General features: G+C 61.2%; 16 protein-coding genes. 10 read left to right on the top strand and 6 right to left on the bottom strand.

The genetic code is table 11. The annotated features are described in order from the left end of the window. From WOB96_RS01385 to WOB96_RS01375, 3 genes are read left to right on the top strand one after another with little or no spacing between them, the layout of a single operon-like run. On the top strand, positions 1-759 hold the full coding sequence (locus WOB96_RS01385) for an ABC transporter ATP-binding protein (RefSeq protein WP_341369469.1): 759 nt from the start codon (positions 1-3) through the stop codon (positions 757-759). 5 nt (positions 760-764) lie between these two features. Further along, positions 765-1,562: an ABC transporter permease gene (locus WOB96_RS01380; RefSeq protein ID WP_341369584.1), complete on the top strand. Its 798-nt coding sequence runs from the start codon at positions 765-767 to the stop codon at positions 1,560-1,562. A 6-nt stretch (positions 1,563-1,568) separates the two neighbouring features. Continuing rightward, on the top strand, positions 1,569-2,138 hold the full coding sequence (locus WOB96_RS01375; protein ID WP_341369468.1) for a M23 family metallopeptidase: 570 nt from the start codon (positions 1,569-1,571) through the stop codon (positions 2,136-2,138). A 16-nt stretch (positions 2,139-2,154) separates the two neighbouring features. On the opposite strand, the gene WOB96_RS01370 is transcribed toward WOB96_RS01375, so the two are convergent. The 6 genes from WOB96_RS01370 to WOB96_RS01345 form a co-directional block, all read right to left on the bottom strand. After that, positions 2,155-2,610 carry a tellurite resistance TerB family protein gene (locus WOB96_RS01370; RefSeq protein WP_341369467.1) on the bottom strand — a complete coding sequence of 152 codons (456 nt, stop codon included), beginning with the start codon at positions 2,608-2,610 and terminating at the stop codon, positions 2,155-2,157. Positions 2,611-2,683: 73 nt separating this feature from the next. Further along, on the bottom strand, positions 2,684-3,565 hold the full coding sequence (locus WOB96_RS01365) for a GNAT family N-acetyltransferase (RefSeq protein WP_341369466.1): 882 nt from the start codon (positions 3,563-3,565) through the stop codon (positions 2,684-2,686). Between the two features lie 17 nt (positions 3,566-3,582). Further along, positions 3,583-5,058: a KamA family radical SAM protein gene (locus WOB96_RS01360; RefSeq protein WP_341369465.1), complete on the bottom strand. Its 1,476-nt coding sequence runs from the start codon at positions 5,056-5,058 to the stop codon at positions 3,583-3,585. After that, positions 5,055-5,672, bottom strand: a complete 618-nt coding sequence (locus WOB96_RS01355) for a MarR family winged helix-turn-helix transcriptional regulator (protein ID WP_341369464.1) — start codon at positions 5,670-5,672, stop codon at positions 5,055-5,057. Before WOB96_RS01355 ends, WOB96_RS01360 begins: the two co-directional genes overlap by 4 nt. Positions 5,673-5,825: 153 nt before the next feature. After that, positions 5,826-6,950 carry an FIST signal transduction protein gene (locus tag WOB96_RS01350; RefSeq protein ID WP_341369463.1) on the bottom strand — a complete coding sequence of 375 codons (1,125 nt, stop codon included), beginning with the start codon at positions 6,948-6,950 and terminating at the stop codon, positions 5,826-5,828. A gap of 117 nt (positions 6,951-7,067) precedes the next feature. Then, the gene (locus tag WOB96_RS01345; protein WP_341369462.1) at positions 7,068-7,817 is read right to left on the bottom strand and encodes a spermine/spermidine synthase domain-containing protein; all 750 of its coding nucleotides are present in this window, start codon (positions 7,815-7,817) and stop codon (positions 7,068-7,070) included. A gap of 137 nt (positions 7,818-7,954) precedes the next feature. Here WOB96_RS01345 and WOB96_RS01340 point away from each other — a divergent pair, with 137 nt between their 5' ends. The 7 genes from WOB96_RS01340 (at position 7,955) to WOB96_RS01310 (ending at position 16,067) form a co-directional block, all read left to right on the top strand. Continuing rightward, positions 7,955-8,536, top strand: a complete 582-nt coding sequence (locus WOB96_RS01340) for an LOG family protein (protein WP_341369461.1) — start codon at positions 7,955-7,957, stop codon at positions 8,534-8,536. Between the two features lie 3 nt (positions 8,537-8,539). Further along, positions 8,540-9,286 (top strand): Nif3-like dinuclear metal center hexameric protein, encoded by a 747-nt coding sequence (locus WOB96_RS01335; protein ID WP_341369460.1) that lies wholly within the window; start codon positions 8,540-8,542, stop codon positions 9,284-9,286. Between the two features lie 140 nt (positions 9,287-9,426). Next, positions 9,427-10,332, top strand: coding sequence for a nucleotidyltransferase family protein (locus tag WOB96_RS01330; protein WP_341369459.1), 906 nt, complete (start codon positions 9,427-9,429; stop codon positions 10,330-10,332). 10 nt (positions 10,333-10,342) lie between these two features. Continuing rightward, positions 10,343-11,146 carry a metallophosphoesterase family protein gene (locus WOB96_RS01325; RefSeq protein ID WP_341369458.1) on the top strand — a complete coding sequence of 268 codons (804 nt, stop codon included), beginning with the start codon at positions 10,343-10,345 and terminating at the stop codon, positions 11,144-11,146. Between the two features lie 122 nt (positions 11,147-11,268). Beyond that, positions 11,269-13,497 carry a glycogen debranching protein GlgX gene (glgX, locus tag WOB96_RS01320; protein WP_341369457.1) on the top strand — a complete coding sequence of 743 codons (2,229 nt, stop codon included), beginning with the start codon at positions 11,269-11,271 and terminating at the stop codon, positions 13,495-13,497. A gap of 30 nt (positions 13,498-13,527) precedes the next feature. Continuing rightward, positions 13,528-15,729 carry a 4-alpha-glucanotransferase gene (gene malQ / locus WOB96_RS01315; RefSeq protein ID WP_341369456.1) on the top strand — a complete coding sequence of 734 codons (2,202 nt, stop codon included), beginning with the start codon at positions 13,528-13,530 and terminating at the stop codon, positions 15,727-15,729. Between the two features lie 35 nt (positions 15,730-15,764). Then, positions 15,765-16,067 carry a hypothetical protein gene (locus tag WOB96_RS01310; protein ID WP_341369455.1) on the top strand — a complete coding sequence of 101 codons (303 nt, stop codon included), beginning with the start codon at positions 15,765-15,767 and terminating at the stop codon, positions 16,065-16,067. Positions 16,068-16,069: the final 2 nt, after the last annotated feature.

Genomic DNA, 16,069 nt, shown 5'->3' with positions numbered 1-16,069 from the left:
ATGAATGACGCAGTGATCGAGGTCCGGCATCTGGCCAAGCACTTTGACCGCGTGCAGGCGGTAAAGGACGTGAGCTTCAGCGTGGCGCCGGGCAGCATCTGCGCGCTGCTGGGCGGCAACGGCGCAGGCAAGACCACGACATTGTCGATTTTATTGGGCCTGCTGCTGCCCAGCAGTGGCTCGGTACGCATCCTGGGGGAGGACATGCTCGCGCACCGCTACCAGGTGCTGCCACGCATGAACTTCGCCTCGCCCTATGTGGACCTGCCGCACCGGCTCAGCGTCGAGCAGAACCTTGGGATCTACGCGCGACTCTATGGCGTGCGCCGCCTGCGCGAGCGCATCCGCACCCTGGCGCGGGATCTCGATCTGGAGGCACTGCTCAAACGACGCTACGGCACGCTCTCGGCCGGCCAGAAGACCCGCGTGTCGCTGGCCAAGGCCATGCTCAATCATCCTGATGTCCTGCTGCTCGATGAACCGACCGCCTCGCTCGATCCCGACACCGGCGACCGGGTACGCGGTTATCTCATGGACTATCAGGCCAGTAGCGGGGCGACCCTGCTGCTGGCCTCCCACAACATGCTCGAGGTCGAACGCATGTGCGACAGCGTGATCATGATGCATCAGGGCGTCATCGTCGATCAGGGCCGGCCCGCGGCCCTGGTGCAACGCTACGGTCACCGGGATCTGGAGGAGGTGTTTCTGCATGTCGCCCGCGACGGTCAGGACACCGAGATCCGGAGTCGCGCCCTGTGAGCGACATGCTTGGCTTCCCGCGCCGGGTGGGCGCGCTGGTGCTGCGCCACATCTATCTTTTGCGCAGTTCCTGGCCGCGCGTGCTGGAACTGGCCTACTGGCCGACGGTGCAGATGATTCTGTGGGGCTTCATCACGATTTATCTGGCCGCCCAGAATGGTCTTTTGCAGCAGGCGCCGGGGCTATTGCTGTCGGCGGTGCTGCTCTGGGATGTGCTGTTTCGCGGCCAGCTCGGGGTGTCGCTGGCCTTCTTTGAGGAGCTCTATTCCCGCAATCTCGGGCATCTGTTCGTGAGTCCGTTGCGCCCGACGGAAATGATTGCCGCACTCCTGAGTGTGAGCCTCCTGCGCACCCTGATCGGGGTGGGGGCGGCGGCCCTGCTGGCCATTCCGCTTTACCATTTCTCGATTTTCAGCATGGGCCTGCCGCTGCTGGCCTTTTTCACCAATCTGATCGTGATGGGCTGGGCGATCGGCCTGATGGTCGCGGCCCTGGTGCTGCGTTTTGGTCTCGGGGCCGAGGGCCTGGCCTGGGCCATCATCTTCGCCGTGGCGCCGGTGAGCGGGGTGTATTATCCGCTCGACGTGCTGCCGGACTGGCTGCTGCCCGTGGCCTATGCGCTACCCTCGGCGCATGTCTTCGAAGGCATGCGGGCGGTGCTGCTGGAACATGTCTTTCGGGCGGATCTCTTCTGGCAGGCGGTGGGGCTGAACGTGATCTATCTGCTGGTCGGTGCCTGGCTCTTCCTGCGCGCTTTTCATCTGGCCCGCCTGCGCGGTCTGCTGCTGCAGATCGGAGAGTGAGGGGCCATGCGCCTGATCGGCCTGCTGCTGCGCGGCGCCTGGCTGCTGATCCTCTTTGCCGTGCTGTACTGGCTGGTCCTGTTGCTGCTGCCGGAGCTGCGCCATGTCTTCAAGGTGGCGCAACTGCTGCGTGAACCCGTACCCGTGGCTTTGCCGATGCCGGTGGAGGGCGTGAAGGTCCGCGGTCTGCGCGACAGTTATGGTGCGGCACGCTCCAATGACCGCAAGCATGAGGGCGTCGACATCTTCGCGCCACGCGGCACGCCGGTGTTGAGCACCACGCAGGGGCTGGTGATCCGGCGCGGGCAAAATCAACTAGGGGGTAATATCGTGATGGTGCTCGGCCCGGGCGGTCAACGCCACTACTACGCGCACCTGGAGCGCTTTGGCGCCATCGAGCGGGGGGACTGGGTCTGGCCCGGCACGGTGCTCGGTTATGTCGGGACTAGTGGCAACGCGGCGGGCACCCCGCCGCATCTGCATTACGGGATCTACGGCTACGGCGGGGCGATCAATCCCTATCCGCTGCTGAAAGAAGAAATACCGCCGAGGCACAAGGCGTCGGCGGCTGAATGAGGCGCAGCTTCAGGATTCAGGCTGCGGCCTCGGCACGTAGTTTGGCGGCGATGAAGTCCGGATGGCTGACGTACAGCAACCCGGCGATCTTGCGGATCAGATGATCCTCGTACTTGTCGATGCGCCCGTCGGCAAAGGCCACCTGCCACATCTGCTCGATCAGGTGCACCTTCTCATCGTAATGGAGCTGGGCATTGAGCTGGGTCGTAAACTCATGATAACCGGCATGATCACTCGACAATTGTTTGGCCAGATCGAGCAGTTCGCTGGCTTCGCTGTCCGAAAGCGCAAAGCGTGAGCGCAGGATCTCCAGCATTTTCTGCTGTTCTTCGGAGCCAACGCAGGTGTCGGCGCAGGCCAGCTCCTGCAGGAGGACGGCTGCGGCCAGGCGGACATCCCGGACACTTCCGGCGGCCTGCTGATCAGCAGACGGGAAATGTTTATCGAAGAACTCGCGAAGTGCATTCAGCATGTGTGTATCTCAAGTCTGGCTGTCCCGGGTCGGGTACAAAGGCCTGCCTGCCATAGGGGGCATGGCAATTTGGCTAAGTCTTGTCGAGTTGCCTGCACCAGACGTTCATGGATTCCCAACCCAGGGGCATGCGGCAGTTGTTGACCAGGCAGCCGGTAAACTGGTAAGCGCGTTTGGCAAAGGCCCGATTGATCCCGGGCTCGTCGGCCCGCGCAATGGTGTAGACATCCTGGATCCCGTAGGCGTTCCGAAGGTCCTCCTCCAGCGCCGACAGGAGCACACCCATCAGACCCCGGCCCCGCTGATCCGGACGAGTGGCGCAGTCGGTCAGTTCCGCCGATCTCTGCTCGAGATCGATTTCAGCCGAGGCGGCGGCCACGATCTCGCCCCTGGCATCCCGGATCACGCGGAAATGATGTGATCCCGTCTCGATACACTGGCGAATGTATGCTGGCTCCAGGGGCGAGGGATATTCGCAGAAGGTGGCGCGAAGCAGTCCCGACAGCTCCCCGGCCAGTTCTGGAGCGGCCGGGTCGCAGGCGTGGCCGGGGGGCAGGGAGGCGGCGACTGGGGTGGTGCTCCCGGTCGAGACCTGGCGCAGGGTCTGCGCATGCTCCCGCGCTCGCGGATCGACCGCCCGTGTGGGATCGGTGTAGCAGGCCCAGAGATGGGCGTCGCAGCGGTCCTGAAAGAAACCGTGAATCACGGCTTCGCGCCGAAATCCAAGCGCCTGCCACACGCCTTCCTGCCCGGGGCGCGTGTAGACCGTCACCTTGGAAAAGCCGCTGCGCTCCGGCGGCGTGCGAAGCAGCTCCAGACATCTGGAACTGCCTGAAAAATCACTGGCCGTGATGCCGTAGATCTTGGCGCGGGCATTGTGCGGGTCGGTCACCAGCGCGAACTGGCGACCATTCACATTCAAGGACTGAGGCGTGGCGAGATTCTGGCAGATCATTCGCGATTTGCCTTCCATCAGGCCAGGGTAAGGTGGCTCAGGCCGGCGGCCTCGACCGCCTCACGCACGATGGCATCATGCTGCGATGAATCAGCCCAGCGACGCTGGCCTTCTTCCGGCAGGAGCTCGATGGGATCGAAGTAAAGATAGACCTTTTCCTCGTCGACCGCCGGGCTGCGATAGACGCTCACGCCAGTGATTTCATCGTAGTAGTCATAGCTGTGCACGTCGCGCTTGCCACCGCCCCCCGGCACATCGGTCACGAAGGTGGGCGTATTGAAGCCGGCGGTGCTGCCACGCACCGCCCTTTCGATTTCCAGGGAAGTGCTGACGCGGGTCCGCATTTCCTCCACGCCCTTGACCATGTCGTGCTGGTACACATAGTAGGGTTGCACGTTCATGTAGGAAAGCTGGCGCACCAGGTTGACCATGGCCTCTGGATCGTCATTGACGCCGCGAATCAGCACCGACTGATTGCGCACGGTCACGCCATTCTTGAAGAGGTGCTCCATGGCTTCTCGCGTGATGTCGGTAATCTCATTGACCGAATTGAAATGCGTGTGGAGAGCGACTTCCTTGCCGCGCTGCCGTCCCATGTCAACGATGTCGATGAGGGCCTGGCTCCAGTCCGTATCCGTGAGGATCTTCATGGGCATTACCGCTGGTCCCTTGCTGGCAAAGCGCAGGCGACGGATATGCGGGATGGCCAGGAGCGTTTCGCCGATCAGGCGGATGCGGCTGGCGGACAGGTTGTAGGTATCGCCGCCGGAGATGACCACGTCCTCGATTTCCGGGCGGGAAGCCAGATAGGCAAAGGCCTGTTGCCACTCCTTCGGGCTGGCGCGGAAGGAGGCAAGCTTGCCGTGCGCCGCTTCGGGCCCGATGCTGTAACTGCGTGTACAGAAACGGCAGTATACCGGGCAGACGTCCAGAGGCAGGAACAGGGCCTTGTCGTAATAGCGGTGCACCAGATTCGGGACGGGCGCATCATCCTGCTCATGCAATGAGTCAAAGCTCAGCTTCGGATGATCGGGCAACAAGCGAGAGGCCACCGGAATGAACTGGATGCGGATCGGATCATCGTAGGGATTCTTCCAATCAACCAAGCTCAGGAGATAAGGGGAGAAACGCAGGTTCATCGGCGCCCGCTCCAGGCCGTTCTCGACATCCTGCAGAAACTCTGGTGAAACCAGCGGTGCAATCAGGGTCTTGAGCTGCTCGATACTCTTGGCGCTGTTCTTGACCTGGAAACGGTGGTCGAGAAATTCTTCCCGGCTCACCTTGGCAAAGGCCGGGATGACTTGCCAGAAGCTGGAAGCGTCAAAATCGCGGTGCGCCAGCGCATCGTCCGACACGGGATCCTTCAGTGGTGACGGGATCTCCACCTGGGACAGGTGCTGCAATTCTGGAATGTCACAGATTTCCTGGGACAATTCGTTGACCGGCTCATCATGTACAAAGTCAATCCGTTTGAGGGCTTCTAGGCTGCTCATTCGTTCTCCTTGGGTGTTATGGACTGCTGAGGATTCGTCGTGTCCTCACTGATCGCACCGGTATCCAGAATGGGCGATGCATCCAGGTGACCGACTTCCATCAAATGCACGAGGGTCTGCAAGGCGCTGGATATGGCAAGCTGCTGATCACGAGGCAGGTGCTTCAGGGCTTCGGCCAGCCGGTCCTGGACTGGCGAGGGCGCGCTCGCTGCCAGCAAATGTCCCGCCTCGGTGGCAGAGACATTGACCTGGCGGCGGTCCCGCGCATCCCGCTGTCGTTGGATCAGGCCGCGTTCCTCTAGCCGGTCCAGAATGCCCACCACGGTGCTGTTGCTGAGATAGACACGTTGCGCCAGGGCGCCGGTACCTATGGAACCCGATTCGACGATGGCCAGCAGGCAGATCAGCTGGGGCGCCGTGATCGCATGGCGACCTTTCAGGCGCTTTGAGTAAAGATCGACCGCCCGGATGATGCGCCGCAAGGACTGCAGGATGGCGAGATCATAGCGGTCTTCCGGCAGCACCGTTGCAGCACCGGCCTGGCTTTCCGGCCGGTCCTGGACGGCTGCGCTGGTAATCGAATTGCATGCCGTATCAGCGGGATCGCGGGCCAAATATTCGGGAGCTTTCGCTGGGATTTCCGGAAAGTGTTGGGGCATTCATTTCTACTGAATCAATTTGTGTAGAAACTAATTTAACAAAAAAGGGGTCCTCTGCCAAATCGACAAAGGCCCATGTCCGTGACGCGGACAGTATGGCAGCCCGACTCAGGTGAACAGGGTCAGCACGCCGGTGTAGCCGTAGAGGCGATCATGGGAGATCTCGCCATTGGCGAAAAAGCCGACCAGGGGAAAGTCGCCGAGGATCTCCTGAATCATCCTCAGCTCCGCCGAATCCGGTCCAAAGAGACTCTCGCCACGGCCAAGGCAGGAGTAGTAGAGCCCGCCTTGCGGCCTGGCGCCCTGGAGATTTTCCTTGAGGTCCGAAAGCATCCGCAACATGTCCTCGCGCGCGGTGCTGCCATCACGGCGGCAGAAAAGTAGGGGCTGGCCCGGTTCCAGCAGTTCGCCGATTGCGAGCAGTTTCTGGCCGATATCCACACCGGTGAGATTGCGCACCAGATAATCATTGGTATCGGAACCAGGCACCGGCAAGCCTACGAAGATATAACCGGCGGCACGCTGCAGATCGCGCACCAGCAGTTCACCGATCTCCTCGTAGAAGACATCCAGGGCCGGGCGGTTATCGATGCTGATGATGACGTTCTGGTGACACTCGGTAATGATGTGCCGCGGCCCGATGGGCGAGACGCTCTGGGTCAGGCGGGTGGACACACAGACACCCGGAGAAAACACCACCCCCGAGAGACCGCCCTGGGTCACGGCATCGGCAATCTGCAGGCTGCGGCTGCGCGAGCTGGTCAGCCCGCCGGTGACAAAGCCACTGCTCATCTGCGAGGCAAAGGCCTCGATCAGTTCGGGGAGATCCGGGGTGTAGGGATCGCCATGCACGATGGCGAAGTTCGGCGCCCGGCGCTGGGGACGTGGGACCGCGATGCCGGAAGCGATGTCACCCAGGTCCGCGATTGCGGGAAAAACCTCAAAGGAATCCGGTGCGAAGCTCCCGACCATGACAGCGATAGCAGGTCGGTCGAGGTACTCCTGGCCTGTGCTGCAGATCCCGATGCCGAGCGTACCCACCCAGTGCGCCCCGGGAATGCGGCCCTGGAAGAAGGCGAGAATGTCGTCCAGATGCTCCGTGAAGGCATCCGACACGAACAGGAAACCGAGATTGGTCCCGACCGGGAGTTCTCCCAACTGCGCGAGACAGGACTGGGCTGCCGATCGCCATTGCGAGGCGCTCCCATGGCCGTAGCGAAAATCATGTGACATGCCGCCCCCTGAGGCGCTCTGAAATGGTTAGTCCTATTGTGCCCAATCCCGCTGGTTTGTCCCAGCCCTCACAGGGCAGGCGGCAACCCGGACTGCTTTTTCCAGGAAACCTGGTCATCACCAAGCATCCAGCGCATGCGAATCGCGCCGGTATCGCTGCAGATCTCTCAAGAACAGCGGAAACTCCAGATCCAGTCCGCCTTGCAGTTGATCGGCCCTGGTCCGGAGAGCGGCTGATTGCACGCTATCCGGAGCATCCTTCGGGCTGGCCAGCACGATCAGATTGCCACGGTCTCGCACCGGCAGGCGCCACACCTGGGAAAAATATTCCTCGATATAGCCAAGCGGCTGGGCAACACCGCCCCAGAGATTGATGGAAAACCAGCCAGCTTCATTCAGAATGCGCCGGCAGTCAGCAAAGAACTGCGGCTTGAACAGGGCAGGGGCCAGACCCTGGCCATCATAGGCATCCACCAGCACGAGATCAAAGCGCTCCGGCGTCTCTCGTACATACTGCGCACCATCGGCAAGGATGAGGGCGGGCCCCTGCGGCAGGCCGAAATGTTCCTGGGCCAGACTCGCCACCAGCGGCCGCTTCTCGATGGCCGTCAGCCGGCACTCGGGAAAGTGATGCGCGAGAAAACGCAGCAGGGAGCCACCGCCAAGACCGATCAGCAGCACCGAGCGCGGGCTCGGGTCAAACAGCAGGCTGGCCAGCATGGCGCGGGTATAGCTCAGGACCAGCCTGGCCGGGTCCTCGGGGTCCATGCAGCTCTGGCGCGATGAAGTGCCGAAATAGAGTGAAAGCAGTGTCTGCTCCCGCACGATCTCGATCGGGCCGAACTCGTCGCGTGCGTGATGCAGCATCGATCCATGTCTTTTCATAATCTGATTCTAGCGCAAGGGCATTGAAAGCTGCCCGGACCTGGGCCGGATGGGACAGCGGCTTGAGTTGCCTTGCCGGCCTTGTTATACATGAAAAACAAGTCTGACTGGGAGGTGGCATGCGCAGCATCTGTGTTTTCTGCGGTTCCCGTGCCGGGGCCCAACCGGTGTACCAGACCCTGGCCGAACAGCTTGGCCGGCACATGGCCCGGCAGGGCATCCGCTTGATCTATGGTGGCGGCCATGTCGGCCTGATGGGTGTGATTGCCGACAGTGTGCTGGCTGCTGGCGGGAAAGTCACCGGTGTCATCCCGCAGATGCTCATGGACCGCGAGGTGGGGCACCGAAACCTCACCAGGCTGCATGTGGTCGGCTCCATGCACGAGCGAAAGGCGATGATGGCGGAACTGGCGGAGGGTTTCATCGCCATGCCTGGCGGTATTGGCACCTTCGAGGAGCTGTTCGAGATCTGGACCTGGGCGCAACTGGGCCTGCACCGCAAGCCCATCGGGCTTTTGAATGCCGGCAATTACTATGATGATCTCTTGCGCTTTCTCGATCACGCCGAGGGTGAAGGTTTCTTAGGCGAACGACACCGGCAGATCCTGATGACAGACGAGCATCCGGAAAGGCTACTGCAAAGCATGCGGGATGCCGTCATCCCGCCTGAAACGCCTGTCATTTCCCTGGAGGAGAGCTGAGCCATGCAGCGCGACACCCTGGTCAGCCATGTCAACGAGATGCTCGACATAAGCCGCTTTCGCGACTATGCCCCCAATGGTCTGCAGGTGGAGGGGCGGGAGTCGGTGCAGCGCATCGTGACCGGCGTGACTGCCTCACTGGCCATGATCGAGGCCGCCATCGCGCTTCAGGCCGACGCTATCCTGGTGCATCACGGTTATTTCTGGCGCAATGAGGACAGCCGGATCACTGGCATGAAAAAGCGCCGCATCGCGCAACTCCTGAGTCATGACATCAATCTGCTGGCCTATCATCTGCCTCTCGATGCCCACCCGACCCTCGGCAACAATGCCCGGCTTGGCGCCCTGCTGGGGGTGCCGGTGCAAACCTGGCACGGCGAGCAGGGCATCATCGCGCTTGGCACTCTGCCAAGCCCCATGCGCGTCGAGGCACTGGGCGCGAGGATCCAAGAGAGGCTCGGGCGCGAACCCCTGCTGCTGCCCGGCGATGGTCGCGAGATACAAATGCTGGCCTGGTGCAGCGGCGGCGCGCAGGGCTACTTCGAGGAGGCCATCATGCTTGGTGCGGATGCCTATCTGACCGGTGAGGTCTCGGAACCGGCCTTTCACATTGCGCGCGAGTCCGGCTGCGCCTTTTTCGCGGCGGGCCACCATGCCACGGAAAAGTATGGCATCCAGGCCCTGGGCGAGCACCTGGCCGGGCATTTTGGGCTTGAGCATCGGTTCATCGACATTTCCAACCCGGTCTGAGCCAGCCCCTTCTTTCGCCCCCTGTTAGTACTTTCGCTTCATTTCCGCATCAATACCCACCATATAATGAGGCCATAAGCCCGATGAGGCGTCTGAACTTCCAGATGCCAGATCACATCCTAACTGGACATGATCCCAGAATGGAAAAAGACATGAATGCCAAACCTTCGGAAAATGGCACGGAGCAATGCAAGGCGCAGCTTATCGAAGAAATGGCGCTTTCCGAACAGGAGCGGCACTCCTTTACCAAGACTGAGTTCTGGATCGAGGACGAGCCGCGCGCGGTCTATCAGCGAGCCCTGCAGGCGCTGAATGACGGGCAGGTGCCCTATATCCTGTCCGGGGCCTTTGCCATCCATCACTACACGGGCATCTATCGGGAAACCAAGGATCTCGATCTCTTTTTCGAGCCGGAAAATGTGGTGGCAGCAGCCAGGGTGCTCAAGGAAGCTGGCTTCCGGGTGCACGTGGAACAGCCGCACTGGGTGGCCAAGGCAACGATGGGGGAATACTTCGTCGATATGATCTATGGCATCGGCAATGGGCTGGGGCTGATCGATGCCGACTGGTTTCGCAACAGCCACCCGGCCATCCTTGCTGACCAGGCCGTGAAGGTCGCGCCACCCGAGGAAATGATCTGGCACCGGCTCTTCATTTCCGAGCGCCATCGCAACGACATGGCCGATACCATTCACCTGATCTACCGGCTGGGCGGCAAGCTCGATTGGGAGCGTCTGGTGGCGCGCACCGGCGATCACTGGCCGCTGCTGCTTTGCAATCTGCTGCAGTTTCGCTACATCTACCCGGGTTTTGCCGACTATGTGCCCGATGACGTGCTCAAATCCCTGCTGGATCGCGCCGAACAGCGGGTAGGACTCAAGGGCAATCGCGACAAGGTCACGCGCGGCACGCTGATGTCGCTCTTTTCCTTCCAGGTGGACGTCAAGGACTGGGGTTTTCAGGACCTGCGCATGGAAGCAATCACGCGTACCATGCAGGACCCGCGCATTGGCCGCCTCATTCAGGATCCTGTCTGGGAAAAATAGGAGGGCTTCAATGGCACAGCAGGAACAGGTACGGGTCGCTGCCGTGGGAGATCTGCACGTCGGCCCATCCTCGGCAGGCGCCCACCGGGACGCGATGGCACATGTCAACCAGGATGCAGACCTGCTGCTGCTCTGTGGCGATCTCACCAATTTCGGCACGGTCGAGGAAATGGCCATGATGCTGGAAGAACTGTCCGGCGTGACCATTCCCATCCTGTCGGTGCTTGGCAACCATGACTATGAATCTGGTCAGGAAAAGGAATTACTGGCCATGATGCGCCGACGCGGTATCCATGTACTGGACGAGGGCGAGCCCTACCAGTACAACGATTGGTTAGGCTTCGCTGGCGTCAAGGGTTTTTGCGGCGGCTACGCGCGTGGGTCCCTGTCGCCCTTTGGCGAGGCTGCGATCAAGCGCTTCGTGCAGGAAAGCCTCGATGAGATCTTTCGGCTGGAACTGGCCTTGCGCAAGCTGCCCACCCCAGTGCGCGTGGTGCTTTATCACTATGGCCCGGTGATCGATACCGTCCGGGGCGAACCCCTGGAAATCTACCCCTTCCTGGGAACCTCGCGCTTGGCGGAGCCCCTGGACAACTATGACGTCAGCGCCTGTTTTCATGGGCATGCCCACCGGGGCAGCCTGAGGGGCAAAACCCTGAGCGGCATTCCGGTGTTCAATGTGGCGCTGCCGGTTTTGAAGGCCCTGGAGCTTCCCAGGCCCTACTACGTCCATACACTCTGCAAGCCTGAGGAGGAGCGCCGTCAGCAGGGCACGCCGGAACGCCGCCAGCAACCCGAAAAGCCCCCCGCCTGAGACATCGGAATCCGGGGGATTGCGCCTGATTCCTGAGCAACTCACAATGTTCAACCCGGATGAAATCAGGAAAGCTGCCATCAGGGGTGGCTCAAACACGGATATTCAGGGAAGGAAACTGCATGACCAAGATGATCAGCGCTGTCTGGCCGGGAAAACCCTATCCTCTCGGGGCCACCTGGGACGGCCAGGGCGTGAATTTCGCCCTGTTCTCGGAACATGCCGAAAAGGTGGAACTCTGTATCTTCGATCCCACCGGCCGGCGCGAGATCCAGCGCATCGAAATGCCCGAACAGACCGACATGGTCTGGCACTGTTACCTACCTGAGGCACGCCCTGGCTTTCTTTATGGCTATCGCGTCCATGGTCCCTATGCCCCCGAACAGGGGCATCGCTTCAATCCCAACAAGCTCCTGATCGACCCCTATGCCAAGGACATCCAGGGCAGCATCCGCTGGAGCGACGCCATGTTCGGTTACCGGATCGGCAGCCGGCGCGAGGACCTGTCCTTTGACAGGCGCGACAGCGGCCCGGGCATGCCAAAATGTCGGGTAGTGGAGACCGCCTTCAGCTGGGGCGATGACCGCCCACCGAATACCCCTTGGCACGACACCATCATCTACGAGCTGCACGCCAAGGGATTCACCTGGCTGCACCCCGAGGTGCCACCCCAGTTGCGAGGTACCTATGCCGGGCTGACCTCGGCGCCGGTGGTGAACTATCTCAAGCGCCTCGGCGTGACCGCCATCGAATTGCTGCCCATCCACAGCTTTGTGGATGACCGCTGGCTGGTGGAAAAGGGCCTGCACAATTACTGGGGTTACAACTCCCTGAATTTCTTCGCGCCGGAAAATCGCTATTCCTATTCCAAGGACATCAGCGAGTTCAAGACCATGGTGCGCACCATGCATGCCAATGGCATCGAGGTGATCCTGGACGTGGTCTACAACCACACGGCGGAAGGCAATCACATGGGCCCGACCCTGTCCTTCCGCGGCATCGACAATGCCAGCTATTACCGGCTGGTGCCGGACAATCCGCGCTACAACATGGATTACACCGGCACCGGTAACACCCCGGACATAGGCAACCCGCGTGTGCTACAGCTGATCATGGACAGCCTGCGTTACTGGGTGCTCGAAATGCATGTCGATGGCTTCCGCTTCGATCTGGCCTCGACCCTGGCGCGGCAATATCACAACGTTGACAGGATGGCGGCCTTCTTTACCCTGATTCACCAGGACCCGGTGCTGTCTCAGGTCAAGCTGATCGCCGAACCCTGGGACGTGGGCGAGGGGGGCTATCAGGTCGGCAACTTCCCGGTAGGCTGGAGCGAATGGAACGGCAAGTATCGCGATGCCGTGCGTGCCTACTGGAAGGGCGAGGGCGGCCTGATCGGTGAGCTGGCCTACCGCCTGACCGGCTCCTCGGATCTTTATGAGCACAGTGGCCGCAGGCCTTACGCCAGCATCAACTTCATCACCGCCCATGATGGCTTCACCCTGCAGGACCTGGTCAGTTACAACGAAAAGCACAATGAGGCCAACGACGAAGGCAACTGCGACGGCGACAATTACAACCAGAGCTGGAACTGTGGCGTGGAAGGCCCGACCGACGATCCGGCCATCAATCGCCTGCGTGCCCAGCAAAAACGCAATTTCCTGGCGACTTTGCTGCTGTCCCAGGGCGTACCGATGATTACGGCAGGAGACGAGATCGGCCGTACCCAGCAGGGCAACAACAATGCCTACTGCCAGGACAACGAGATCAGCTGGGTGAACTGGGACCTGTGCGCCGAGGATGAATCCCTGCTGAACTTCGTGCAGCGGCTGATCCAGTTGCGCAAGACGCATCCGGTATTTCACCGGCGCAATTTCTTCCAGGGCCGCATGATCAAGGGGGCAGGGGTCAAGGACATCATCTGGCTCAACCCCGCCGGCCAGGAGATGAGCGATGAGGAATGGAACCTGTCCTTCGCCCGCAGCCTCGGGGTTTTTCTGGCAGGCAAGCACATGCATGAAAGCGACCGATGGGGTCAGCAGGTGAGCAAGGGCAATTTCCTGTTGCTGCTCAATGCGCACCACGAGGAGATCCCCTTCTGCATTCCGACCCTGACTCAGCCAGGTGATCGCTGGAGCCTGCTCCTGGATACCAGCCTGTCGGAAGCAGAATCCCAGGACAACCGAGTCTACGAGGCCAGCAGCAATTACCCCCTGCAGGCACGCTCCCTGGCCCTGCTGATGCAGGTCGAAGCCGCCCAGACGACCGGCATCACAGTCACCGGCACGGGCACCGAAGCAGGAACACCCACGCTGATCGAGGAGCGCCCACTGGCCGGCATTCCTGAGTGATAAAAACCACGAACAACCGGGAGAGGTGGAATGAACGATAGCGCTGCACTCGACCAGCTTTGCAGGATGAGCGGCATTTCCCCCAGCTATGCCGACGTCTGGGGCAAGATCCATGAAGCCAAGCCCGAACATATCCGGTCACTGCTAGCGGCCATGGGGATAGCGGCAGACGATCCAGAGGCATTGCAGGCGTCACTGGAGACACTGGAATCCCGCAACTGGCAACGGATACTGCCAAACGCGCGGGTGGTTCGCGAGAGCGGGGCACCCTTCGTGATCCCTGTCACGCTAACTTCGAATGATCCCGAGTTCCGCCTGATCTGGACGCTGCAGCGCGAATCCGGGGAAAGCGAGGGGGCGGAGATCCGGCTCGCTGATCTCGAGCACGAGGCAGAGCGCGACATCGATGGCGTTCGCTATCACCGCTATCTGCTTCGTTTGCCGGTCAATCCTGGCTGGGGCTATCACCGGCTGGCGGTCAGTCCGCGCGACTATCCGCCGGGCGACAGCATGTCCCTGATCGTGACGCCGGATCGCTGTTATGAACCCGCGGCCTTGCACAGCGGCGAGCGCGTCTGGGGCTTTGCCGTGCAGCTCTATACCCTGCGTTCGGCGCGCAACTGGGGCATGGGTGACTTCACGGATCTGAAAAATCTCGTCGGCATTGCCCATGAACTGGGCGCAAACGTCATCGGCCTGAACCCGCTGCACGCGCTCTACCCGCACAATCCGGGTCACATCAGCCCCTATAGTCCCTCCAGTCGGTTGTTTCTGAATCTGCTGTATCTGGATGTCGAGGCCATTCCCGACTTTGAAGAATCCGCGCTGGCGCGCGAACTGGTGCAGATGCCGGGCTTCCAGGAGCGTCTGGCGCAGTTGCGCGAGACCGAGCTGGTCGACTACCGCCAGGTTGCCGAACTCAAGCTGCAGGTGCTGGAAATTCTCTACCGGCACTTCCGGGAATGCCACCTGCAGCAGGAAACATCCCGCGGACAGGCTTTTCGTGCCTTTCAGACCGAAGGCGGCCCAGTGCTGCACCGCCAGGCCCTGTTCGAGGCCCTGCAGGAAGAATTTTACCGGGCTGACAGCAATATCTGGGGCTGGCCAGTCTGGCCCGAGCCCTTCCGCCATCCCGATGCGCCGGAGGTGGCGCAGTTTGCCGCCGACAATGTCGATCGCGTGGAGTATTACCAATACCTGCACTGGTTGACCCAGGAGCAGTTGGGTACCGCCGCCATGGAGTGCCTGCGCCTTGGTTACAAGGTCGGCATCTACCAGGACCTGGCCGTCAGTGTCGACCGCGGCGGGGCGGAGGCCTGGGGCAACCAGCACCTGTATGCACTCACTGCCAGCATCGGCGCGCCCCCTGATGAACTTGCGCTGCAGGGCCAGGACTGGGGCCTGCCGCCACTGGTGCCCGATCGTCTGCGCGAATCCGCCTACACGCCCTACATTGCCACCCTGCGCGCCAACATGCGCCATGCCGGTGCCTTGCGCATCGATCACGTCATGGCGCTGTTGCGGCTATACTGGATCCCGCCGCAGGCCAGTGCCGCCGAAGGCATCTATGTCCATTACCCTTTACAGGACCTGTTGGGCATCCTGGCGCTCGAAAGCCAGCGCAATCAATGCATGGTCATCGGCGAGGACCTTGGCACGGTGCCCGAGGAGATCCGCGAGGCGCTCGGGCCGCTGGGCGTGCTGTCCTATCGCTTGCTGCTCTTTGAAAAGGATGAACAGGGCAATTTCAATCCACCGGACAGCTATCCACGTCAGGCCCTGATCGCGGTTTCCACCCATGACCTGCCCACCCTGGCGGGTTACTGGGAAGGTGTCGACCTGGCCTTGCGTGAGAAACTGAAATTGTTCCCGACCGAGGAACTGCGCCAGAGCCAGACCGAGGGCCGGGAAAAGGAGAGGGCAGGGCTCCTCAAGGCCCTCGATGAGGCTGGATTGCTACCAGAGGGCTATTCCACCGATCCAGCTGAAATCTCCGAGCTGACACCGGCGCTGGTACAGGCCATCCATGCCTTTCTGGCGCGTTCTCCGTCAAGTCTGATGGTGATTCAACCGGAAGACATGCTTGGCCAGCGCCAGCAGGTCAACCTGCCGGGCACCGTGGATCAGTACCCGAACTGGCAGCGCAAGCTGACCCTGACCCTGGAAGCCTTCCTGCAGGATGACCGGGTACGGCAACTGACCCAGGCCATGTGCCAGGAACGTGGGGACTAGAACCCGTCACCAGCAACTGGCGAAGAGGAGGGGGTATGACAATTCTCGGCCCACTGGAGCGCGCCCTCGAACACATCGAGCGCGATCCCGCCAGTGATGCAAGTGCCAAGCTCTCTTTGTTGATCCACGCCCTGTACTGGCCCGACGCGGTCTATCCGCTCACGCAGATCTGGACCATGGAGGAGAACGAAATCCTGCTGGCCCTGGGGCTTTTCAACATGCGCCACTATGGTGATGAAGCAGCCTGGCAGGCCAGTGTGGAGCATCTGGGCGGACGCCAGGGTTATCTGGCCTTGCTGGCGCGCATGCAACTTTTGAGTTCTGCCGGGAATGGCTGAGA

The organism is Thermithiobacillus plumbiphilus (assembly GCF_038070005.1).
Lineage (GTDB): Bacteria > Pseudomonadota > Gammaproteobacteria > Acidithiobacillales > Thermithiobacillaceae > JBBPCO01.
The sequence above is the reverse complement of the archived record's forward strand: the minus strand, read 5'-3'. Positions and strand labels throughout refer to the sequence as shown.